This window comes from Vibrio sp. Vb0937, from assembly GCF_033338855.1.
In genome coordinates this window covers 33,588-54,921 of sequence record NZ_JAWOTK010000016.1, presented here as the reverse complement: position 1 = coordinate 54,921, position 21,334 = coordinate 33,588, and the positions used below count along the sequence as shown (strand labels likewise).

24 protein-coding genes and 1 other RNA gene are annotated in these 21,334 nt (G+C 45.3%); 9 read left to right on the top strand and 16 right to left on the bottom strand.

The genetic code is table 11. The features are described from left to right. Positions 1 to 36: 36 nt before the first annotated feature. The 11 genes from acpS to rpoE form a co-directional block, all read right to left on the bottom strand. Positions 37 to 417 carry a holo-ACP synthase gene (gene acpS / locus R7P67_RS17295; RefSeq protein ID WP_012841407.1) on the bottom strand — a complete coding sequence of 127 codons (381 nt, stop codon included), beginning with the start codon at positions 415 to 417 and terminating at the stop codon, positions 37 to 39. 10 nt (positions 418 to 427) lie between these two features. Continuing rightward, entirely contained in the window at positions 428 to 1,162 is a 735-nt protein-coding gene (gene pdxJ, locus R7P67_RS17290; protein WP_005384579.1) for a pyridoxine 5'-phosphate synthase, read from the bottom strand. Next, positions 1,159 to 1,890: a DNA repair protein RecO gene (recO, locus tag R7P67_RS17285; protein WP_005384578.1), complete on the bottom strand. Its 732-nt coding sequence runs from the start codon at positions 1,888 to 1,890 to the stop codon at positions 1,159 to 1,161. The genes pdxJ and recO overlap by 4 nt, the downstream gene beginning before the upstream one ends. A gap of 115 nt (positions 1,891 to 2,005) precedes the next feature. Further along, on the bottom strand, positions 2,006 to 2,968 hold the full coding sequence (era, locus tag R7P67_RS17280) for a GTPase Era (RefSeq protein WP_005380931.1): 963 nt from the start codon (positions 2,966 to 2,968) through the stop codon (positions 2,006 to 2,008). Further along, positions 2,961 to 3,638 (bottom strand): ribonuclease III, encoded by a 678-nt coding sequence (gene rnc / locus R7P67_RS17275; protein ID WP_005380932.1) that lies wholly within the window; start codon positions 3,636 to 3,638, stop codon positions 2,961 to 2,963. The genes era and rnc overlap by 8 nt, the downstream gene beginning before the upstream one ends. Before the next feature lie 21 nt (positions 3,639 to 3,659). Further along, complete coding sequence (lepB, locus tag R7P67_RS17270) at positions 3,660 to 4,559, bottom strand: signal peptidase I (RefSeq protein WP_154205031.1); 900 nt, start codon at positions 4,557 to 4,559, stop codon at positions 3,660 to 3,662. A gap of 104 nt (positions 4,560 to 4,663) precedes the next feature. Continuing rightward, positions 4,664 to 6,457, bottom strand: coding sequence for a translation elongation factor 4 (gene lepA, locus R7P67_RS17265; RefSeq protein WP_005380934.1), 1,794 nt, complete (start codon positions 6,455 to 6,457; stop codon positions 4,664 to 4,666). A 158-nt stretch (positions 6,458 to 6,615) separates the two neighbouring features. Further along, entirely contained in the window at positions 6,616 to 7,086 is a 471-nt protein-coding gene (locus R7P67_RS17260; RefSeq protein WP_005384575.1) for a SoxR reducing system RseC family protein, read from the bottom strand. Positions 7,087 to 7,088: 2 nt separating this feature from the next. Continuing rightward, positions 7,089 to 8,048, bottom strand: coding sequence for a sigma-E factor regulatory protein RseB (gene rseB, locus R7P67_RS17255; protein WP_005380941.1), 960 nt, complete (start codon positions 8,046 to 8,048; stop codon positions 7,089 to 7,091). After that, on the bottom strand, positions 8,045 to 8,671 hold the full coding sequence (locus R7P67_RS17250) for a sigma-E factor negative regulatory protein (protein ID WP_005380944.1): 627 nt from the start codon (positions 8,669 to 8,671) through the stop codon (positions 8,045 to 8,047). The genes rseB and R7P67_RS17250 overlap by 4 nt, the downstream gene beginning before the upstream one ends. 26 nt (positions 8,672 to 8,697) lie before the next feature. Continuing rightward, complete coding sequence (rpoE, locus tag R7P67_RS17245) at positions 8,698 to 9,276, bottom strand: RNA polymerase sigma factor RpoE (protein ID WP_005380946.1); 579 nt, start codon at positions 9,274 to 9,276, stop codon at positions 8,698 to 8,700. A gap of 554 nt (positions 9,277 to 9,830) precedes the next feature. On the opposite strand from rpoE, the gene nadB reads away from it, so the two are divergent. Further along, on the top strand, positions 9,831 to 11,444 hold the full coding sequence (nadB, locus tag R7P67_RS17240; RefSeq protein ID WP_005380947.1) for an L-aspartate oxidase: 1,614 nt from the start codon (positions 9,831 to 9,833) through the stop codon (positions 11,442 to 11,444). Between the two features lie 22 nt (positions 11,445 to 11,466). Here nadB and R7P67_RS17235 read toward each other — a convergent pair whose 3' ends face one another. Further along, positions 11,467 to 11,928, bottom strand: coding sequence for a protein YgfX (locus tag R7P67_RS17235; protein ID WP_226977255.1), 462 nt, complete (start codon positions 11,926 to 11,928; stop codon positions 11,467 to 11,469). Then, the gene (locus R7P67_RS17230) at positions 11,897 to 12,157 is read right to left on the bottom strand and encodes a succinate dehydrogenase assembly factor 2 (protein WP_005380951.1); all 261 of its coding nucleotides are present in this window, start codon (positions 12,155 to 12,157) and stop codon (positions 11,897 to 11,899) included. The genes R7P67_RS17235 and R7P67_RS17230 overlap by 32 nt, the downstream gene beginning before the upstream one ends. Before the next feature lie 189 nt (positions 12,158 to 12,346). Here R7P67_RS17230 and ygfZ point away from each other — a divergent pair, with 189 nt between their 5' ends. The 3 genes from ygfZ (at position 12,347) to R7P67_RS17215 (ending at position 14,627) form a co-directional block, all read left to right on the top strand. Next, on the top strand, positions 12,347 to 13,315 hold the full coding sequence (gene ygfZ / locus R7P67_RS17225; RefSeq protein WP_138939846.1) for a tRNA-modifying protein YgfZ: 969 nt from the start codon (positions 12,347 to 12,349) through the stop codon (positions 13,313 to 13,315). After that, positions 13,308 to 13,781 carry an aminoacyl-tRNA deacylase gene (locus tag R7P67_RS17220; protein ID WP_021707783.1) on the top strand — a complete coding sequence of 158 codons (474 nt, stop codon included), beginning with the start codon at positions 13,308 to 13,310 and terminating at the stop codon, positions 13,779 to 13,781. Before ygfZ ends, R7P67_RS17220 begins: the two co-directional genes overlap by 8 nt. A gap of 639 nt (positions 13,782 to 14,420) precedes the next feature. Then, positions 14,421 to 14,627 (top strand): DUF1107 domain-containing protein, encoded by a 207-nt coding sequence (locus tag R7P67_RS17215; protein ID WP_005380970.1) that lies wholly within the window; start codon positions 14,421 to 14,423, stop codon positions 14,625 to 14,627. Between the two features lie 65 nt (positions 14,628 to 14,692). On the opposite strand, the gene R7P67_RS17210 is transcribed toward R7P67_RS17215, so the two are convergent. The 3 genes from R7P67_RS17210 to R7P67_RS17200 are packed head-to-tail and all read right to left on the bottom strand — an operon-like array spanning position 14,693 to position 17,713. Next, positions 14,693 to 15,901, bottom strand: coding sequence for an FAD-dependent 2-octaprenylphenol hydroxylase (locus R7P67_RS17210; RefSeq protein ID WP_033907445.1), 1,209 nt, complete (start codon positions 15,899 to 15,901; stop codon positions 14,693 to 14,695). A 31-nt stretch (positions 15,902 to 15,932) separates the two neighbouring features. After that, on the bottom strand, positions 15,933 to 17,111 hold the full coding sequence (gene ubiH, locus R7P67_RS17205; RefSeq protein WP_005380974.1) for a 2-octaprenyl-6-methoxyphenyl hydroxylase: 1,179 nt from the start codon (positions 17,109 to 17,111) through the stop codon (positions 15,933 to 15,935). A 23-nt stretch (positions 17,112 to 17,134) separates the two neighbouring features. Next, the gene (locus tag R7P67_RS17200) at positions 17,135 to 17,713 is read right to left on the bottom strand and encodes a YecA family protein (RefSeq protein ID WP_005380976.1); all 579 of its coding nucleotides are present in this window, start codon (positions 17,711 to 17,713) and stop codon (positions 17,135 to 17,137) included. A 249-nt stretch (positions 17,714 to 17,962) separates the two neighbouring features. Between R7P67_RS17200 and R7P67_RS17195 the strand changes: the two genes are divergently transcribed. The 5 genes from R7P67_RS17195 to serA all read left to right on the top strand — a co-directional run bounded on the left by R7P67_RS17195 (position 17,963) and on the right by serA (position 21,286). Continuing rightward, positions 17,963 to 18,271, top strand: a complete 309-nt coding sequence (locus tag R7P67_RS17195; RefSeq protein ID WP_005384553.1) for a cell division protein ZapA — start codon at positions 17,963 to 17,965, stop codon at positions 18,269 to 18,271. Positions 18,272 to 18,279: 8 nt separating this feature from the next. After that, a non-coding RNA gene (gene ssrS, locus R7P67_RS17190) (6S RNA) lies at positions 18,280 to 18,464 on the top strand. A 5-nt stretch (positions 18,465 to 18,469) separates the two neighbouring features. Beyond that, a complete protein-coding gene (locus tag R7P67_RS17185) occupies positions 18,470 to 19,069 on the top strand; it encodes a 5-formyltetrahydrofolate cyclo-ligase (RefSeq protein WP_262654057.1) in 600 nt (199 codons plus the stop codon). A 53-nt stretch (positions 19,070 to 19,122) separates the two neighbouring features. Continuing rightward, positions 19,123 to 19,779, top strand: a complete 657-nt coding sequence (rpiA, locus tag R7P67_RS17180; RefSeq protein ID WP_005380982.1) for a ribose-5-phosphate isomerase RpiA — start codon at positions 19,123 to 19,125, stop codon at positions 19,777 to 19,779. Positions 19,780 to 20,053: 274 nt separating this feature from the next. Beyond that, the gene (gene serA / locus R7P67_RS17175; protein WP_005384551.1) at positions 20,054 to 21,286 is read left to right on the top strand and encodes a phosphoglycerate dehydrogenase; all 1,233 of its coding nucleotides are present in this window, start codon (positions 20,054 to 20,056) and stop codon (positions 21,284 to 21,286) included. Positions 21,287 to 21,334 lie beyond the last annotated feature (48 nt).

The window sequence follows — 21,334 nt, the reverse complement described above, 5'->3', positions numbered from 1 at the left end:
CTCTGGCTTTTTAGTATTTTGTTTAAGACTTACAAGCTAGGATTCAAAAATAACCGTCGCCACAGCGTAATGACGCTCATCGGAAATGGACAGGTGAATGTGGTTAACGCCCATCGCATCCGCTATTTGCTTGGCTGTGCCCGTCAATGCGAGCACTGGTTTTCCAAGCGCATCGTTCGAGATGGAAAAATCGTGAAACGTGACCCCTTTTGCTATCCCTGTTCCCAATGCTTTTGAGGCCGCTTCTTTGACTGCAAAGCGCTTAGCAAGATAACGACCTTGCAGCTTAAGCTGTGAGAATTTGGCCATTTCTTCTTCTGAAAGAATCCGCTGAGCAAAAGGTTCACCACTACGAGCTAACGCTTTTTCAATACGCTCAATTTCTGCAATGTCGGTCCCTAACCCTATAATCGCCATCTAGATAGCCCTATGACTGGCGAGCCTCAATCATCAGTGCTTTCATGTCAGCAACCGCTTTATTTAAACCATCAAATACTGCGCGACCAATGATTGAGTGACCAATGTTGAGTTCGTAAATTTCTGGTAATGCAGCAATTGGTGCGACATTGTGATAAGTCAGGCCATGCCCGGCATTAACAATAATACCTAGATCATGTGCATAACTCGCACCAGCGGCAATCTTCTTCAGTTCAGCTTGTTGTTCGTCTTCTGTCGTCGCATCTGCATAATGGCCAGTATGTAGCTCAATAAACGGAGCACCACACTTTTTCGCAGCTTCAATCTGTTGACGGTCAGCATCAATAAAGAGCGAAACTTTAATGCCGGCATCTGTCAGCTTTTTCGTCGCAGCTTTAATTTTTTCAAGCTGTCCTACTACATCTAAGCCACCTTCCGTCGTCAGTTCTTCACGCTTTTCAGGCACTAGACACACAAACTCTGGTTTAGTTTGCAGCGCAATCTCAACCATTTCGTCCGTCACTGCCATCTCTAGATTCATACGTGTTTGAATGGTTTCACGCAGAATACGTACATCACGATCCAAAATATGGCGACGGTCTTCACGTAAGTGGATAGTGATACCGTCCGCGCCTGCACGCTCTGCAATTTCAGCAGCGTGAACAGGATCTGGGTATTTTGTACCACGTGCATTACGTAGAGTGGCAATATGGTCGATATTGACGCCTAAATAAATTGAGCTCATTTTCCGTTACTCCGTGCTCTGGGGGTCTGAATGAAAAATTCACGACTTTTTAAAGGTTTGCCGCCAAGATACGGCTTTAAGGCTATACGTGTAAAGCGTTTTGCCGCTTTTAGCTGCTCTTTAGTGACGAACCGCCGCTCACTGATAGCAATCAGTTCATTCCCTAAAAACGTGAGGTTATCGCGCCTAACCGAAGCAATAAACCCTTTCTGTTCCCGGTAACGATAGGTCATTTCTGGATCGACGGGCTCGCCGGTACCTGCACAATGCAAAAAATCCACGCCATACCCCATCGCAGACAGCAAGGCTAACTCAAAACGACGCAGTGCAGGCTCAGGGTTCTCGTTGTGCGCCAACTCGGTTAACGCATGCAAATAATCATGAAATAGTGCTGGCATCGGCACTTCAGCCATCAAAATACGGCCAATCAGTTCATTGACGTACATGGCTGAGTAGAGATTAATGCCCGTTAACGGCAAACCTAGACTTATCGGCTCGGCTTGACGCAAAGTTTTCATTGAGCCTTTCCCCGACCATTTAAGTAATAGCGGGGTAAAAGGTTGCAATGCGCCTTTTAAGTTCGAACGCTTACTGCGCGCGCCTTTGGCCATTAAAGTCATTCGGCCATATTCCTCACTAAATACATCAAGGATTAAGCTCGATTCACTGTAAGGGCGTCGGTGCAATACAAAACAGCGCTGTAAACCTTCGGAAGACAGATTACTCATCTAAGTCATTGTGCCTAAAAAGTGTGAAATAAAAAATAAGGAGCCGAGCGGCTCCTTATTTTAATCGATACTGATTTTTCATCGATGTTGGAGCGAAGCACCTTCGCAGCCAAGATTATAAATCGTCTATATAACCCAACGATCGCAACGCTCGTTCGTCGTCTGCCCAGCCAGATTTCACTTTAACCCAGGTTTCTAGGTAAACTTTACGACCGAACAATTCTTCCATATCTAAACGCGCTTCGCGACCAATGGTTTTAATCTTCTCGCCGCCTTTGCCAATCACCATTTTCTTCTGACCATTACGCTCAACAAGAATCAAGGCATTGATGTGGAAACCGTCGGTTTCGGGGTTGTAATCAAAACGTTCAATTTCAACCGTTACTGAGTATGGCAGCTCTTCACCAGTAAAGCGCATCAGCTTTTCACGCACAATCTCAGACGCCATAAAACGCTGAGAACGGTCAGTCACGTATTCTTCTGGGAAGTGATGCGTTGCTTTAGGTAAGTGATTACGCACGTGCTTACGCAGTACGTCAATGTTCTTACCTTGCTTGGCAGAGATTGGCACAACATCCACGAAGTCCATCTTCTTAGACATCTCCGCCATGTGTAGCATCACGTCATTACGATCTTGTACGTTGTCGACTTTGTTTACACAAAGCACAACTGGGAAGTTCGATTTTTGAAGTTTGGTCAGCACCATCTCATCGTCTTTAGTCCAATGCGTACCATCGACTAAGAAGAACACAAGGTTTACATCACTCAATGACGAGTTAGCAGCACGGTTCATCAAACGGTTGATCGCACGCTTTTCTTCAATGTGAAGTCCAGGCGTGTCGACGTAAATCGCTTGGTAATCGCCGTCCGTATCCACACCCATAATACGGTGGCGTGTCGTTTGCGGCTTACGAGAGGTGATCGAAATCTTCTGACCCAAAATCTTGTTCAAAAGTGTCGACTTACCTACGTTTGGACGACCAACAATAGCAATAAAGCCACAGTGTTGGTTTTCTGGCGAGCTTGGCTCACCCTGTGATGCGAAAAACGCATCGATATCGAATTCGTTATCAGCCATTTGTTAATTGCTCAAGTGCTGTTTCAGCAGCCGCTTGTTCTGCCTTGCGGCGGCTGGTGCCTTTACCGATTACAGGCTTATCCACACCTGCTACTTCGCACTCAACCGTGAACTCTTGGTTGTGCGCTTCACCTTTAATATTAGTCACTGTGTAGACAGGCAGCGGTTTTCTTCTGCCTTGTAGGAACTCTTGTAGGCGAGTTTTCGGATCTTTCTGTGAAACGCCTGGTTTAATGGCTTCAAGGCGTGACTGATACCAACTCAGTACAATGCCTCGCACAACTTCAAGATCACTGTCTAGGTAAATTGCGCCAATAATGGCTTCAACCGCATCGGCTAAAATAGAGTCTCGGCGAAAACCGCCACTCTTCAATTCACCTGGACCTAATTTTAAATAATCTCCTAGATCGAATTCACGACCCAGTTCCGCCAATGTATGTCCGCGAACCAAAGTAGCACGCATGCGGCTCATGTCACCTTCGTTCACTTTTGGGAAACGATGGTACAGATCATCAGCGATGACAAAACTTAAAATTGAATCGCCCAGAAACTCAAGACGTTCATTGTGCTTACTGTTGGCGCTGCGGTGCGTCAGCGCCAAATTGATAAGCCCGGCATCTTGAAACTGGTAGCCGAGCTTTCTCTCTAGTTTATCAATTGGAGAATTCATACTCTCTCGATATTTGAATGGTTAGTGAATGCCACCGATGCGGTTAAAACGCACACCAGTTGGAATCCATGAAGGTAGAACACTATCTGCGCCACGATCAAACTCGAAGCTGATCCAGATCGCGACAGCTTTACCGACTAAGTTTGCTTCTGGAACAAAGCCCCAGTAACGGCTGTCAGCACTGTTGTCACGGTTATCACCCATCACAAAATACTGACCTTGTGGTACAACCCACTCTGTCGTTCCGCTGCGTGGGAAATATTGCTCCACGCGGTTACGCACAAGAGGGTTAACCAAAATATTGTGCTCAACGTTACCCAATTTTTCATCCAGTTGGATCATTGGAATACCGTTCGAGCTAAACTGACTTTCTTCAACATTGCTCAGTTTAACTGGCTTACATGCCGATTCGCCTTGGCTTTGCACGCAAAGCTGCTTATCACTTGAATAACGCACGATATCACCAGGTAAACCAACTACACGCTTAATGTAGTCCACACTTGGTTGTGGTGGGTATTTGAAGACCACGATATCACCACGATCAGGCTTACCAGTTTCCACAAGCTGAGTACGCCATACTGGGTCTTTTAGACCGTACGCGTACTTCTCAACTAAAATGAAATCGCCAACCAACAAGGTAGGCATCATTGAGCCTGATGGGATTTGAAATGGTTCGTAGATAAAAGAACGTAATACTAAAACGAATGCGATCACAGGAAAAATAGAGACGCTATTTTCAACCCACCAAGGCTGACGCTCAACTTTTTGCAAGGTCACTGCATCCAAACCATTAGACGTCTGAGCTTGAATCTCAGCCAGTTTTTCCTGACGCTTTTTCGCGAAAACCAGCTTTTCCAATAGCCAAACAACGCCAGTTACCAAAGTCGCAATAACCAACATCAGTGAGAATGTATTCGCCATTAAATTCCCTTATCTAAAAATACGAAAGTGAAAGAGCCGAAACCCTTTCACTTATTTTAATATCTAACGTCTTAAGACCGACAAGTGTGAGACAAAGTTCAACTTTAGTCTTTACCTACGTGAAGGATGGCTAGGAACGCTTCTTGAGGCAGCTCAACGTTACCGATCTGCTTCATGCGTTTCTTACCTTCTTTCTGTTTCTTCAGAAGTTTCTTCTTACGACTTACATCACCGCCGTAACATTTCGCAATAACGTTCTTACGCAACTGTTTTACAGTTGAACGAGCGATAATGTGGTTACCAATTGCCGCTTGGATTGCGATATCAAACATTTGGCGAGGGATGAATTCTTTCATCTTCTCTACCAACTGACGACCGCGAGTCTGAGACTGATCTTTGTGTGTGATCATCGCCAATGCATCAACAGTGTCACCGTTAAGAAGAACGTCTACACGTACCATGTTCGAAGCTTCAAAACGCTGGAAGTTGTAATCCAAAGATGCGTAACCGCGTGATGTTGATTTCAGACGATCGAAGAAATCCAGTACCACTTCAGCCATTGGAATATCGTAAGTCACAGCGACTTGGTTACCGTGGTAAACCATATCAACTTGACTGCCTCGCTTTTCAACACACAGGGTGATTACGTTACCGAGGTACTCTGAAGGCACAAGGATATTACAACGCGCAATCGGTTCACGAATTTCTTCAATATCATTGATCGCTGGTAGTTTTGCTGGGCTATCAACATACAGCAGATCGCCATCCGTCTTCTCAACTTCGTAAACTACCGTTGGTGCTGTGGTAATAAGATCCAAGTCGTATTCACGCTCTAGACGCTCTTGGATGATTTCCATGTGCAACATGCCAAGGAAGCCACAACGGAAACCAAAGCCAAGTGCCGCAGAGTTTTCTGGCTCGTAGAATAGCGATGCGTCGTTTAGGCTTAGTTTGCCTAGTGCGTCACGGAAGTTCTCGTAATCGTCAGAAGATACAGGGAACAGACCTGCGTAAACCTGAGGTTTAACTTTCTTAAAGCCAGGTAGCGGTTTATCACAACCATTCTTCGCTAGAGTCAGCGTATCACCAACAGGGGCACCAAGAATGTCTTTGATACCACAAACAACCCAACCTACTTCACCAGTACGAAGGGTATCGGTATCTACTTGTTTTGGCGTAAAGATACCAAGGCGGTCTACACCCCAAACTTGGCCCGTACTCATCACTTTGATCTTATCGTTCTTCTTCAGTTCGCCGTTTTTAATACGCACTAGAGAAACAACGCCAAGGTAGTTATCAAACCATGAGTCAATGATCAGCGCTTGTAGTGGCGCATCTGGATCACCTTCCGGAGCAGGGATCGCTGACACAATGTTCTCTAGAACGTCATCAACACCGATGCCTGTCTTCGCAGAACAGCGGGTTGCTTCCATTGCATCGATACCAACGATTTCTTCAATTTCTTCCGCTACACGCTCAGGATCGGCTGCTGGTAGGTCAATCTTGTTCAAGATTGGCACAACCTCTAGATCCATTTCGATCGCGGTGTAACAGTTAGCCAGTGTTTGAGCTTCAACACCTTGACCCGCATCCACAACCAATAGCGCACCTTCACAAGCCGCTAGAGAACGTGATACTTCATATGCAAAGTCAACGTGCCCCGGAGTATCGATGAAGTTCAGCTGATACGTCTCACCGTCTTTAGCGGTGTAGTTTAGCGTCACACTCTGAGATTTGATGGTGATGCCACGCTCACGTTCAAGATCCATAGAATCCAGAACCTGTGCGGCCATTTCACGATCGGTTAACCCGCCACAAACTTGGATTAGACGGTCTGATAGGGTCGACTTACCATGGTCGATGTGGGCGATAATCGAAAAGTTACGAATGTGCTTCATAGATTTAGGGTGACTAACTCTTTACAAATAGGGACAGTAAGAAACGCCATCTACTGACGGCATTTCAATCAAGTTGGCAGATTCTACCGAATTTCGTTAACGGGCGCACGTAATTTAAAGTACATACCCAAATAACCTTTAGTGGAGGGGGACAGCACTTACTGGATTGGCTCTCCAAGTACCCGAACGAGGGTAACTTGGCGCTTGGATTCATCTTCTAACGGACGAGAAACACGTTTTGCGATCCACATTCCACCAGCGGCAAACAATACCGATGCCAATATGATGATGCCTTCCCCGCCGGCTGTCAGCGGCGCTAACAGGAAGTGACCAAACATCGCACCGATAATCAAACCAAACAATGGCAGTAAATAAACCGCCATTGCTGATTTTATTAGGCTCGACTCAGGAAAACCAATCTCAACGACTTGACCTATTTTCACCGATTTATCCGTGCGCAGGTGCCAAGATAAGCTCTTGTTACCAATGGCTTTAGTAACAACGCCCGTTCCACAGCTTTTCTGTGAAGAGCAACTACTGCAACTGGTCTGCTGTTCGCAACTTAAATCAATTTCGTATTGCTTGCCGCGACGATGCACGTCTGTCACGGTAGCCAACGCGGTCATCATTGTTATTTACTCTTTGTTACATTAAATGTGACAGATTGGGCGATACGCTGTGCTGTGGTCGGTGGAATGTCTCCTACAACAGAGATTTCATGTTGACCGCTCACAAAACTGTGTAGCGTTCTTCTGCCTTGGCGAACCAACTGCCCTTTTAACGAATGCTCATCTTTGTTTGCTACGTAAACAGAGAAGCTAAACAGACCATCAGAATACAGCTGACTCTCCACCATTTGGTTAGTAACGGCCATACGATAGCGGTTGAGCTCGTTCGGCTCGAAACCCTCAGGGATCCAACCAACCTGCCAATTACTGGTCCCAATATCGCCTTTTGGCATGGTGAGAACAGCAGGTAATTGAACATCTTGCAGGCCACTCATTAACTCTGCGATTTTTGGGTTTACCGTGTAAGAAATAGTGCGATATTGTTCAAGCATCTCACCATCGCGGTCCACAAGGTCGGCTCGTAACGGCAATTTACTCTTTTCATCGATCCATAGTACGTATGAATAGCGCAGACCGTCTTTAGGAACAATACGCAGCACTTGTGTTGCCACACCAGCTTCACGAGCTCTGCCCACTTTTACATAGTCGTAATACAAGTTTAGCTCATCGATATTGGTGTTGAGCATAGGCATAGTCGGAGCGACCATTTTACCTGACTCGATAGTGAACGGTTCTAAACCCGTTTCGATATAACTTACTTCAGTTCCGCGACGAATCACTTCACGCACAGGGCCACTTAAGTAGACAAGATGAGCATATTGATCGTCACCATGCGTGGCATGACGATACAGCAACGGCTCAATGCTGTTCTTTTTGATAAGGATATAAGAGAGTTCGTAACTTAAATTCTTACTCGCCTCGCTCATTTGATGCAATAAAGCCTCCGCTGGCTTATCACCAGCAAAGGCTTGAGAAGACATCATACTGAACAGAGCGCAAGCGCTGATCAGAAATTTTTTCATTCAATATCCGGATTCAGATTTGCATCTTGTTGAGATGCATCACTGTTAATTCGTAACTGCAATTCGTAGTCTCGCAGCATAGCATGAACACGCTTGCGCTGCTCTTGCATATTTGCCTCGCCTACAGAACGTTCTACAGACTCACGAGTCAAACTCACTGGTTCTGCGCTGCCAGCAAACGGAACCGTCTGCAATACAGGTAATTGATCTGTTTGCGGCGACATTGAATCGCTACCACCGTACTGCTGTACACCTAAAATAACAACAAGCGATACACATGCAGCAACAGCAACTTGACCAAACTGCGTCAACCAACCTGGCAACTGACGTTTTGCTTTTTGCGGTTCTGGTTGCGACTCTTTTGGCGTATCCGCAATTGAGATAACATTTGCACTGTGCGAATCAAACGCACGGTGTGCAGGTTCATCTTCTAACGCTAACGCCACGCTTTCAGCAATATTCCACTCAGGTTTTGCTGGCGCTTCGCCTCGCATCACATCACCAATCAGGTGATAGTTCTGCCAAGCATCACGGCTCTCTTGGTCTTGCTCTAACTCTTGAATTAAAGCCTTATCGACCAATTCTCCATCCATGAGAGCTGAAAGTTTTTCTTTGTCAGCCATTATTTTCACCATAGTTATTACTTGTACTAGCGTTGCAAAAGAGGTCTGATTTTCTTTTCCACCGCCTCACGAGCACGGAAGATACGCGATCGTACCGTTCCTACCGGGCAATCCATCACTTCTGCAATTTCTTCATAACTCAAGCCATCGAGCTCTCGTAATGTCATTGCGGTTTTTAAATCTTCAGGTAAAGCTTCGATTGCACTGAACACCACCCGTTGCAATTCTTTGGACAACGTTAAGTTCTCAGGGTTCGATATTTCTTTAAGTGCACTACCTGTTTCGTAAAATTCAGCATCTTCAGCATCGACATCTGTCGCTGGAGGTCTACGCCCTTGAGCAACAATGTGATTTTTCGCAGTATTCACTGCAATGCGATACAGCCACGTATAAAACGCACTTTCCCCACGAAAGCTAGGGATAGCTCGGTAAGCTTTAATAAACGCTTCTTGTGCTACATCTGGTACATCGCCAGGATTACTAACGTATCTGGAAATAAGATTACATACCTTATTCTGGTACTTTGTTACCAACAGGTTGAATGCTTGCTTATCGCCATTCTGAACTCGCTCAATCAATACTTGATCGGTCAGCTGCTCGTTCATTCGAGCGGATACTCCTATTTGTTATGCCCCTACTCTTCTCAGATATGGGTACTAATTATGCAAAACGTAGTATTGACACCACTGCTTACTTGAGCACTATTGTGACCCTAACGTGAATGAGAAAGTTCCATGGTTTCTCAAGTTTTTTGTCATTGTTTTTTCACAGTATGATGTCTGTACCCAAATGACCACCGCTGCCTGACTTTAGTCTAAGTTTGACAAGCGAGCATCTTGGAGGGAAATGGGTATAATGAATGATCTCTGTCCCAGATTGTGCTGGGTCGAGCATGGAAAAGCAATGGCATTGACAAACTATTACTTTTCATTTGCATGGCTAATGGCTATCTGAACACCGCGTTACAAATTATAACTTAGGAAGCATGCTCATGCTCTGCATGAAAAAGAAGAGTGGCTCAGTCACCGCCGTAACACGGACGTCGATAGGTCTCCCAACTTAGCCCTTAGCGACAGATGTCGCGATAATGGAATGCACATGGTGTGCAAATAATACACAAGGTAACTTTGTTACCTTAGCTTGGGATTATAAAAGTTATATGAACACAAATCGTGAACATGAGTGTGATGTATTAGTGGTAGGGAGTGGCGCGGCAGGTTTGTCGTTGGCTTTGCGCGTTGCTAACCACTGTAAGGTGATGGTGCTGAGTAAAGGACCACGCAGCGAAGGGGCGACATACTATGCTCAAGGCGGTATCGCTGCCGTATTTGATGAGTCAGACACCATTGATTCACACGTTGAAGACACGCAAATCGCCGGGGATGGTATTTGCGATGAGGAGACCGTAAGGTTCATTGCTGAGCATTCAAAAGAGTGCGTACAGTGGTTGATTGACGGTGGTGTCCCATTTGATCGTGAAGAAGATGACTCTGACGATGAACCTCGCTACCACTTAACTCGTGAAGGTGGTCATAGCCGTCGTCGTATTCTTCACGCGGCAGATGCGACAGGTATGGCGATGCAAACCTCCCTGCAAGATAACGCTCATAACCATCCAAACATTCATGTTCTCGAACGTCACAATGCTCTGGACTTAATCACCGAAGACAAAATTGGCGGTGATAAAAACAAAGTTATCGGTGCTTATATTTGGAACCGCAACGAAGAGCATGTCGAAACCGTGCGAGCCAAATTTGTGGTTCTCGCTACAGGTGGTGCTTCAAAGGTTTATCAATACACCTCTAACCCAGATGTGTCGTCTGGTGATGGTATTGCGATTGCTTGGCGTGCAGGGTGTCGTGTGGCGAATATGGAATTTAACCAGTTCCATCCGACGTGTTTATATCACCCAGAAGCACGTAACTTCTTGCTGACTGAAGCGTTGCGTGGCGAAGGTGCTTACCTGCGTCGTCCAGATGGCTCTCGCTTTATGCCAGATTTCGATGAACGTAAAGAGCTTGCTCCGCGTGACGTGGTGGCTCGTGCTATCGACTTCGAAATGAAGCGTTTAGGCGCCGACTGTATGTATCTCGACATCAGTCATAAGCCTGCTGACTTTATTACGAAACACTTCCCAACCATTTATTCACGTTTGATGGATTTGGGCATCGACATGACTAAAGAGCCAATCCCAATCGTACCTGCTGCACACTACACTTGTGGCGGTGTCATGGTGGATAGAAATGGCTGCACCGATCTGAAAAATTTGTATGCGATTGGTGAAGTTAGCTACACCGGGCTGCATGGTGCTAACCGCATGGCATCAAACTCACTTCTCGAATGTGTGGTTTATGCTTGGTCTGCGGCAAAAGATATTCTAAAACATCACACTAACGTTGAGCTACCCTCACAGGTGCCATGTTGGGATGAAAGCAAAGTAACCAATAGTGATGAAGAAGTGATCATTCAGCACAACTGGCACGAGCTTCGTCTGTTTATGTGGGACTACATGGGCATTGTGCGAACTGACAAACGTTTAGAGCGCGCCTTACGCCGTATCCAACTGTTGCAACAAGAAACACACGAGTACTACAGCAATTTCCGTGTGTCGAACAACTTATTAGAACTGCGTAACCTTTTACAAGTCGCAGAGTTGATGGTTCGTTGTGCGATGCAGCGTAAAGAGAGTCGAGGTTTGCACTACACGCTTGACTATCCGAACCAACTGGAAAACAGCGGCCCAACGATTTTGGTTCCAGCTAAACAGCTTTAACTTTACCAAGTAAACTATTACATCAGCAGGGAGCATTAGCTCCCTGTTTCATTTCCCATTGGCGTAATACCAAAGATAGTTGACGATACTGCTCATCGTCACAGCTATCACGCCAAATCGTAACACTACGGCCAGATTGCAATTGGAATGTTATCTTGAATGGTGATGCCGATGTATCGACTCGCTGTAAATGACCCTTTTCGGACTCAATATCTTCCGAGCATTCGCCATACTCAAGGGCATCAAACCTAACCGAGCCATCGCAGTGCACATACCAATGCCCATGACTTGTAGGTTGAACAAGGCCTTGGCTTGAGAGAGCCTTAACAATCAGTAATAACAAATAAGTCGATAATACGAGCGGAACACTAGAGAAGATAACAGCCCAAGTCATCAATAAGAAAAGTACAACATTGAAGACTCGGGCAGTCAGAGAGGGAGAAGCAGTAAAATTAACGAACTTTGCTGAGGTTATGGGCGACAATTTTATCAACCATTGCTGCATGACCTAAATTTTCGCTACGGCCATGCCCCATTACCCAAGTAAACAGATCAGGATCATCGCATTCAAGTAAAGAAACAAAGTCACGCTGCTCTTGTTCACTCAGAGTATCAAAGCACTCTTCAAAAAACGGCATAATTACTACGTCAAGCTCAAGCATGCCTCGACGACAAGCCCATTTAATACGCGCTTTTTCTTCCGGAGTGTACATTCACTATTCCTTCATAGATGTCTTGTTGTTAGTGCGGAGTGTAACAAGTGATGTGCTACGTCACTAGTGTGCGGGTCACAATACGATAGTGAAAGCAGACAAATGTTGATTCGTAAATAGCTCCCCTAGTATCTCAAGGTTATTTGGGTATAACATAGCGGAAAAATATCTTCAAAAGGCATTGTAATTATGGAATGGCAAACTCGTTTTTCAGCATTACCTCTCTCAACTCAAGACGCACTTCCAGAGTTATCTATCTCACTGCTGGATAACTTCGGCATGATCACCATGATCGGTGACGATAAAAAATCATACTTACAAGGTCAGGTTACCTGCGATGTTGTTTCTTTAGAAAAAGACCAATCAACACTGGGCGCACATTGTGATGCGAAAGGCAAAGTGTGGAGCGTGTTCCGCCTTTTCCATCATCATGATGGCTACGGCATGATCCAACCAAAATCGGCGATTGACGTAGAACTTAGTGAAATAAAGAAATACGCCATTTTCTCTAAAGTAACGATTGAAGCTTCTGATGACGTTATCTTAGGTGTCGCTGGCGTCAAAGCCGATGAATTCATTTCAACAATGAGCAAGACAACTGGCAGCGTTCGCCCAGTTGACGGTGGCACAGCAGTGCAAGTTGCCCAAGATCGCTGGTTACTGATATTAAGTGCGCCAGAAGCACAGCAAATCGTTGAAACTACCGACGCTGTCTTTACGACAAATGAGCTTTGGAATCGTTTCGATATTGAGGCAGGTTTACCATTTGTCTCTGCATCCGCGCAGAATGCTCACATTCCACAAGCACTTAACGTGCAAGCTTTAGGAGGCATAAGCTTCACAAAGGGCTGCTACACGGGACAAGAAACGGTAGCACGAGCGAAGTATCGCGGTACCAATAAACGTGCGATGTATATCGTAAAAGGTGCAACTTCTGCTCCATTCAGTGACGAACCAATTGAGATCGAACGCAGCGTAGGTGAAAACTGGCGTTCAGTAGGTGCTTTATTAAATCACTACCAGTTCAGTGACAATCACGCGATTGGCCTGATCGTACTGCCTAATAATCTCGATGAAGACACTCGTCTTCGTTTAGTTGCGCAACCAGAATGTGAATGGACAATCGAATCACTGCCTTACAGTCTTGATGATGAGTAATACAATCAATACTCCTTTGATGCAATTTCTCACAGACCAACACATTCCGTTTCGTCTGTTACCGCATCAAAGACCATCAACCACCATTGAGGATGCCGCGCACCAACGCGGCATTCGCCCTTCTCAAATGGTGAAAGCAATCTTGCTACGAGACATGGGTAATCAATATGCACTCGCCTGTGCACCAGGTGATCGTAGCGTTGATCCCAAAAAAGTGCGCTCGTTACTGAAATGTCGCCGGATGACTTGTGTTGATCAAGCCGATGTTGAGTCCATCACTGGTTACAAAGTTGGTACTGTCACTCCTCTGTTACTCAAACGTCATATGCCAATCGTGTTCGACCCCAGCTTACTAGAAGAACAGGAAGTCACGATCAGCAGTGGCGATCGAATGGCTGGGCTGGCGCTTTCTATTCAAGATCTTATCCAATTGTGCCAGCCGACCGTAGCTGAGATCTGTCGTTAATCGTCTAAAAACAATGTAATGACACGTAGTGTTTCTATCACTGCGTGATCTCGCTCATATCTACAAAAATAGACATGAGAATTTTTAATCACATATAAAACATAAATAGTCACAAAGATAAAACTCGTATATGCTGAATTTGTTGGTTAAGTTTCAAACAAGCACTTAACCAATATAAAGTGAGTCAGCTAGCTGAGTGACAGCATTCATGCAGTTAGTTATCCACTTTTGTGTAATGCATCTGTGACTATTCGCCCGCTGAAGCGGGCTTTTTTTTACGTGGAACTTTTTCTCTTTCATTTCCTCTAATCGTTAGAACGTAAAGTGTGTTACGCGAAGCACGACCTTAATAGAAACAACTAGCAAACAACCGTTTTCGTTCTATTCTTAATTCTGTAACAAAACTATTGCTTAATGCGTCACGTAAAAAGGAGTGTATTGGCGTAAGGGTTCCTTTAGAGAGGTTATTTTTGGGGTAATCCTCACGCTATTTAAGAGATGACACTGTCAAATTGTCTAAGACAACACAATTCTCTGACGCAACACCCTACATCTGTATTTAATACTATTGCTGTCACAATAATTTTCGCGTCCAGAACGTAGAATACCTAGGCTAGGTTAGATAAAAGGAAAGTAAATATGAGACTGTTTAAGCGCTATACACCAAGTATGATTGCTAAACATATAAGTCGTCTTTTTAAAGGAAGAATTTATATTTACGGGGTCGGTAGATTCGAGTTTGATAACGGTAAGTTAATACTGCCGGAGAAAGCAGAGCAACGCCATTTCCGAGCGGTCAAAGAGATCAATCAAGAAATAATGAAACTCCGATGCGCATATGCTTAGCAAAATGTTGATAAAACAAAGGCTGGATTAACCAGCCTTTTGTGTATTTGAAGTTCGCTTTGCACTTACTGACGCGCCAGATCCGGCAAGTGTCCCTTTAAACCAAGCGCGCGCTTCATGATCTCATCTTTCGCTCCCGGCAGTTGCCCCGCTAAACTCAAGCCAATGCCACGAACAAGCTTCTTAGCAGGGTTCTCGCCAGAGAACAAATCTCGAAACCCTTGCATAGTAGCGATCATCTTTGCCGCTTCCGCTTTTCGCCAACGCTCGTAGCTTCTTAGGTTGCGTTTACTGCCGATATCTTGACCCTGCTTCCAAAGTGCTAATACTTCTTGAGCAAGACTGGCCGCATCTAATAAACCTAAATTCACACCCTGCCCCGCTAATGGGTGAATGGTATGGGCCGCATCACCAACCAGCGCGACTCGCTCGACAACAAAATCTCGCGCATAGCGCATTTTCAAAGGAAACGCAGCACGCTCTCCCACTACTTCACATAGACCAAGTCGAGCATCAAACTCACTCGTCAACGCTTTATTGAAATCATGTTCACTCATCGCCACTAACTGCTCTGCTCGATTTGGCTCCGTGGACCAAACAATAGAGCACATATCTGGTTGCGACATTGGCAAAAATGCCAACGGTCCGTGAGGAGTAAATATCTGGCGCGCAATGCTGTTGTGTGGCATAGCAGTTTTGACATTCGCGACCAAAGCATGATGACCATAGTCCCAATGCGTTAATGGAATATCCATTTGATGGCGAAGCCACGAATTCGCCCCATCGGCTCCGACCACTAATTTAGCGGTCATGGCTTGGCCATTATCGAGCGTCAGCCAGCTTTCTTGCTCACCGACCGCGAGAGTCGCGCAACGTGCAGGCATAAACATAGTGACGTTATCGAGCTTTTGGACTTGTTCAAGCAGCGCAAGTTGAATCACACGATTCTCAACAATATGCCCTAAATCAGGTTGTGCCATACTTTGTGCATTAAATTCAATGCTGGCAAAGCTATCTTGTTCCCATACTTCCATGCCATGGTAAGGTGAAGCTCGGCGCTGTTCTATGCCCTGCCAAGCACCAAGTTTACGCAAAATCGTCTCACTAGAGCGGCTCAGCGCAGACACACGAACATCGGGTAATTCTTTCAACGAATCATCTGGCACTTTACCTTCAATAACGGCGACACGCAGATCACTGTCTTTGAACGCGGCAGCAAGTGCCAACCCAACCATCCCTCCGCCGATGATGGCGATATCTACACTTTGCATCATTGCTTTTTATTACCTAATTCAGTGCGGCCGTTCATCGTTTTACCAAGCCAAGTGTATGGCGTAGTAGCGGCTGCTTAAAAATAGAAAGGTTATCCATCGCTGCTAAGGCAGTATTTCGGCCAATTCGCATCGCGGGTAAATCATTTGAAAAAACATGCACTAAGGCACTGGTTAGCCAAATAGTTTCGCTTCGATCTGCTTCTCTACGTTGACTAAAGCGCATCAGGCCTTGATAAAGACCCACATCCTCACTTTGCTGCACAATTTCTTCTGCTAGTGAGACTACATCGCGAATACCGAGATTAAAGCCTTGTCCAGCTATCGGGTGCAGCGTTTGCGCCGCATTTCCAACAATCGCAAAGCGATGTGAAATATTTTGCTTTCGATGGCGAAGAAGCAATGGGTAACTTGCACGGCGCCCCACTTTTTTCATCGCGCCTAAACGCCAACCAAAATCGTTCTGTAAACGCTGGAGAAATGCTTGATCAGATAACTCAAGAACGGCTTGGGCTTCTTCAGGGTGCAAACACCAAACTAAGGACATTCGATTGTCACTCATTGGCAATAAAGCAACTGGGCCATTCTCAGTAAAACGTTCAAAGGCTCTACCTTGATGAGGTTCTTGAGTCACAATATTGGCAATGACAGCCACTTGTTCAAAATCTTGCTCAGAAAGTTCTAGACCAATTTTCTGACAACAGGTCGAAACAGCACCATCTGCAGCCACCAGCAGTTTTGCTTCAAGTTGCTCACCACTTTTCAACGTCACATGGGTACAGTTTTGCTCGCGCTCGATATCGGTAACGGAGTCAGGACAAAACAGCGTAATTGACTCGCTACTGTCTAATAATTCTTGATATACACGCCCAACATCGGCTAATTCTACAACATACCCTAGAGCTTCAACCCCAACCTCTTGCTTGGTAATCTCCGTCATCCCAGCATGAGAACGGTCAGAAACGTGGATATGTTCAATGGGTGTGACAAACGGTTCTACTGACGTCCAGAGCTGTAGTTGACGCAACAGATTGACAGTACCGTAAGACAATGCGATTGAGCGAGAGTCAAAACCAGGGTGCATATCTGATTGTGCTTTAAAAGGCTCAACGACGGCAATGCGGAGCTTTCCCTGAGACAAATGGTCAATCGCCAATGCTAACGTTGCACCAGCCATGGCACCACCAGCAATGACTACATCATATTGCTTCATACTAACCTCTGGACGGTCTACGATTAGTGAATAGTAGGTTTTTTGTCGCTGCTTTCAGGACGAACACCAAATTCAGCATGAATCGTTAGTACGCAAGCTTTGATGTGCTCAATCACTTGCTCTAGCAATTGCGCTTGTTCACCAAGATCGTCATCTTCATCAATGCCTAATTTGGCAATCTCTTCTAGATCAGCCAGTGCTTCTTTAGCGTCATCAGATGCTTTGTTAAGCGCAACGCCTGCTAGACCTAGCCCAGAAATAAAGTGGTTTACAAAGTCGGACACACTGTCGGCTAATGCGAATAAGCCTTCTTCGCCCGGCTCATCTGGCAATAGTAAAGACAGCTCCATTGATGTGCCAGTAAGCTCATTAACAGTAACGTTGAATATGCTCTGAGCAAAAGTGAGTGCTGTCGAGGGCCACCCCATCCCATCATTGGTGTAGTCAAAAAGAATCGGCTGCCAAGTTTGATCATTGATCGCCAATCCACCACTTAACATGCCAACAAATAAGCCATGTAACTCCGCCGGTGTCACAGCCAGGCTTGCCGATTGCAGTTCAGCAGCAATAGATTGGTATTCAGGAAGGGTGATTTCACTCATAACTTGGCTCATTCTTGCGTAATAATGTATTGGTATATCCTACCATCAAGGTTAGTGGTCTGAAACGGCTATCAAATTCAATTTTGGACAGCATTTGTTCAATTTGCCCAATTCCTGTGTGATCTCGTCATCATTTCTCTTTCTGTGATGGGAAATGCTTGAATCTTAATAGCGGTTTTCCTATAGTTTGCTCCTCGGTAGTTGTATGAAGCAACACCTTAGATAGCGCGAATATAGAGTTTATTCATCATGAGCAATCAAGCGATCGACGTTGAAATATTAGGCAAACTTACACGTGTGAATTGTCCGACAGGACAAGAAGAGTCTCTTGTTGCAGCGGCAAAAGATCTTGATCGCCGATTGAAAGAAATGAGCGAACGTACTAAGGTAACCAATGAAATCCAACTGCTGACCTTTGCTGCATTGAATATTTGCTATGAGTTGCACACCAAGTCATACGAATCCAATGGTCAACAGCAAGAAATTACTGAGCGAATGGAAAAGCTCACCGCGTCTTTAGAGAACGCACTAAGCAAAGTTACGCAAGGACAGCAGTAAATACAAAATTTACCCTGGGGTGTGCGTCAGCAGGATTTAAGTCCCTGAGCCGATAAGCAATACCTAAGGGTTAGTATTTGGTAACTATTGAGCAAGCTCGGCATGCACCGAGAAGCCTACGGTTGTCATTGCTGATCCGCCTTGAACCAGCTGGTTCAAGGGCCACAATCCTCAACGGCACCCTGGGGTATTCTCTCTATGTCAGACCTCTCTCGACAAGACTTCCGCAAACTGATTCGTGAAAAGCGCAACGCTCTGTGCAGTGATACGCAATACCAAGCGGGAATCGACCTTATTACTCAATTTTCCCAACTTCCTGAAATCGATCAGGCGCAACATATTGCCATCTACCTTTCTGCAGACGCTGAGCTTGATACTAAACCGCTCATTGAATGGTTATGGCAACAGGGAAAATCGGTTTATCTGCCCGTCATCCATCCCTTTTCTAAAGGTCAGTTACTGTTTCTTCAGTATGTAAATGATGAACAGCTCGTCTACAACAAGTACGGCATCTTAGAGCCCAAGCTCGATATCAGACACCTCAAACCCGTTCGCCAGCTTGATTTAATCTGCACGCCTTTAGTTGGGTTCGACAGCATCGGACACCGCTTAGGCATGGGCGGGGGGTACTACGATCGTACTCTGTCACGTTGGTTTATAACTGGAGAGGGTGCTAAACCTGTCGGTATCGCTCATGACTGCCAACATGTAGAACGCTTACCAATTGAAAGCTGGGACATTCCATTACCTAAGATCGTGACCCCAAGCCAAATATGGCAATGGGAAAGTGACAAGTAAGCCGCTATAATCACGCCCGCAAACGTTAACGAACATCTATTCAGGAGATTGGCATGACTCAAGATGAAATGAAAAAAGCGGCTGGTTGGGCAGCACTAAAATATGTTGAGAAAGGCAGCATTGTCGGTGTTGGTACTGGCTCTACCGTGAATCACTTCATCGATGCACTAGGCACTATCAAAGATGATATTAAAGGTGCAGTGTCTAGCTCTGTCGCTTCAACTGAGCGCCTTAAAGAGCTTGGTATTGAAGTATACGAGTGTAACGATGTAATGAAGCTGGATGTGTATGTTGATGGCGCAGATGAGATCAACCCAGCACGTGAAATGATCAAAGGCGGCGGCGCGGCTCTGACTCGTGAGAAAATTGTCGCAGCAATCTCTGATAAGTTCGTATGTATCGTTGACGGCACTAAAGCAGTTGACGTACTTGGCCAGTTCCCATTGCCTGTTGAAGTAATCCCAATGGCACGCTCTTACGTGGCTCGTGAATTGGTAAAACTAGGTGGTGATCCAGCTTACCGTGAAGGCGTTGTGACTGACAACGGCAACGTGATTCTGGATGTGCACAATATGCAAATTACCAACCCGAAAGAAATGGAAGACAAAATAAACGGCATCGCTGGTGTGGTGACTGTGGGTCTTTTCGCTCATCGTGGTGCTGACGTAGTGATCACTGGCACACCAGAAGGTGCAAAAATTGAAGAATAAATAACAGCCCAAAATGAACCTATCTGGTTCACTTTTCTGTTATTTCATTACATACGGTGCTGCAAGGCACCGTTTTTTATTCCTTTCTATAAGAAAATTATCTCTTATTCCGTAATTTTCTTACCCAAAGCAATTTTTTTTTGTTACTTTATTGAACAGAAGACGCACAGGGAAACGTTTGTCTTCCTACAAAACTGTTAATTATCCCCTTTTTAATAGTTTTGCCCAATGTGCGCCACATTAGCCCACCTTTCCATTTTAAGGACGAGAAAAAATGGCCAAAGTTTCACTGGAAAAAGAAAAGATTAAGATCCTCTTGTTAGAGGGACTCCACCCTTCTTCAGTTGAAGTTCTTCAAGCAGCTGGTTATACCAACATTGAATACCATAAAGGTTCCCTTCCGGAAGAAGAACTAATTGAAGCAGTAAAAGACGTGCACTTCATTGGTATCCGCTCCCGTACGAACCTATCCGAAGAGGTAATCAATGCGGCGAACAAGCTGGTTGCAATTGGCTGTTTTTGTATTGGTACTAACCAAGTAAACCTAGATGCAGCAGCAAAACGCGGTATTCCTGTCTTTAATGCACCATTCTCTAACACTCGAAGCGTGGCAGAGCTTGTACTTGGGCAAATCCTTTTACTAGTGCGTGGTATTCCTGAAAAGAATGCACTTGCACATCGCGGTATTTGGAAGAAAAGTGCAGACAACTCTTACGAAGCTCGTGGTAAGTGCCTTGGCATTATCGGATACGGTCACATTGGTACGCAGCTTGGTATTATTGCCGAAAACTTAGGTATGCGCGTTTACTACTACGATATTGAGAACAAACTGTCCCTTGGTAATGCGACGCAAGTACATACCATGAGTGAACTATTGAACAAATGTGATGTGATTTCTTTGCACGTTCCCGAAACACCGGAAACGAAAAACATGATGGGTGAAGCTGAATTTGCTCGAATGAAACCAGGTTCCATCTTTATCAACGCGGCACGTGGCACCGTTGTGGATATTCCTGCACTTTGCCATAGCTTAGAAGCTGGTCACCTTGCTGGCGCTGCAATTGATGTATTCCCAACTGAACCAAAAACGAATGCTGACCCGTTCGAGTCTCCTTTACAAAAATTCGATAACGTCATCCTCACTCCACACGTTGGTGGTTCAACACAAGAAGCACAAGAAAATATCGGCTTAGAAGTGGCGGGTAAACTGGCTAAGTACTCTGATAACGGATCGACACTTTCAAGCGTAAACTTCCCTGAAGTGTCATTACCAGAACACAGTGGTGAGTGCTCTCGTCTGCTTCATATCCACAAGAACCGTCCTGGTATCCTAACTCAGATCAACACCATCTTTGCTGAAGAAGGCATTAACATTGCCGCGCAGTACCTACAAACAGCCGCTGAAATAGGCTACGTAGTGATCGACGTTGAAACTGAACGCTCAGAAGAAGCTCTAACAAAGCTCAAAAACATTGAAGGCACAATCCGTGCTCGTATCCTGCATTAAACTGTGAAATAGAAATGACAAAGGCAGGGGTTGTAACTCCCTGCCTTT

Coding starts and splice junctions, on each gene's coding strand:
- acpS (WP_012841407.1), bottom strand. CDS start 417: ATGGCGATTATAGGGTTAGGGACCGACATTGCAGAAATTGAGCGTATT.
- pdxJ (WP_005384579.1), bottom strand. CDS start 1,162: ATGAGCTCAATTTATTTAGGCGTCAATATCGACCATATTGCCACTCTA.
- recO (WP_005384578.1), bottom strand. CDS start 1,890: ATGAGTAATCTGTCTTCCGAAGGTTTACAGCGCTGTTTTGTATTGCAC.
- era (WP_005380931.1), bottom strand. CDS start 2,968: ATGGCTGATAACGAATTCGATATCGATGCGTTTTTCGCATCACAGGGT.
- rnc (WP_005380932.1), bottom strand. CDS start 3,638: ATGAATTCTCCAATTGATAAACTAGAGAGAAAGCTCGGCTACCAGTTT.
- lepB (WP_154205031.1), bottom strand. CDS start 4,559: ATGGCGAATACATTCTCACTGATGTTGGTTATTGCGACTTTGGTAACT.
- lepA (WP_005380934.1), bottom strand. CDS start 6,457: ATGAAGCACATTCGTAACTTTTCGATTATCGCCCACATCGACCATGGT.
- R7P67_RS17260 (WP_005384575.1), bottom strand. CDS start 7,086: ATGATGACCGCGTTGGCTACCGTGACAGACGTGCATCGTCGCGGCAAG.
- rseB (WP_005380941.1), bottom strand. CDS start 8,048: ATGAAAAAATTTCTGATCAGCGCTTGCGCTCTGTTCAGTATGATGTCT.
- R7P67_RS17250 (WP_005380944.1), bottom strand. CDS start 8,671: ATGGCTGACAAAGAAAAACTTTCAGCTCTCATGGATGGAGAATTGGTC.
- rpoE (WP_005380946.1), bottom strand. CDS start 9,276: ATGAACGAGCAGCTGACCGATCAAGTATTGATTGAGCGAGTTCAGAAT.
- nadB (WP_005380947.1), top strand. CDS start 9,831: ATGAACACAAATCGTGAACATGAGTGTGATGTATTAGTGGTAGGGAGT.
- R7P67_RS17230 (WP_005380951.1), bottom strand. CDS start 12,157: ATGTACACTCCGGAAGAAAAAGCGCGTATTAAATGGGCTTGTCGTCGA.
- ygfZ (WP_138939846.1), top strand. CDS start 12,347: ATGGAATGGCAAACTCGTTTTTCAGCATTACCTCTCTCAACTCAAGAC.
- R7P67_RS17220 (WP_021707783.1), top strand. CDS start 13,308: ATGAGTAATACAATCAATACTCCTTTGATGCAATTTCTCACAGACCAA.
- R7P67_RS17215 (WP_005380970.1), top strand. CDS start 14,421: ATGAGACTGTTTAAGCGCTATACACCAAGTATGATTGCTAAACATATA.
- R7P67_RS17210 (WP_033907445.1), bottom strand. CDS start 15,901: ATGATGCAAAGTGTAGATATCGCCATCATCGGCGGAGGGATGGTTGGG.
- ubiH (WP_005380974.1), bottom strand. CDS start 17,111: ATGAAGCAATATGATGTAGTCATTGCTGGTGGTGCCATGGCTGGTGCA.
- R7P67_RS17200 (WP_005380976.1), bottom strand. CDS start 17,713: ATGAGTGAAATCACCCTTCCTGAATACCAATCTATTGCTGCTGAACTG.
- R7P67_RS17195 (WP_005384553.1), top strand. CDS start 17,963: ATGAGCAATCAAGCGATCGACGTTGAAATATTAGGCAAACTTACACGT.
- R7P67_RS17185 (WP_262654057.1), top strand. CDS start 18,470: ATGTCAGACCTCTCTCGACAAGACTTCCGCAAACTGATTCGTGAAAAG.
- rpiA (WP_005380982.1), top strand. CDS start 19,123: ATGACTCAAGATGAAATGAAAAAAGCGGCTGGTTGGGCAGCACTAAAA.
- serA (WP_005384551.1), top strand. CDS start 20,054: ATGGCCAAAGTTTCACTGGAAAAAGAAAAGATTAAGATCCTCTTGTTA.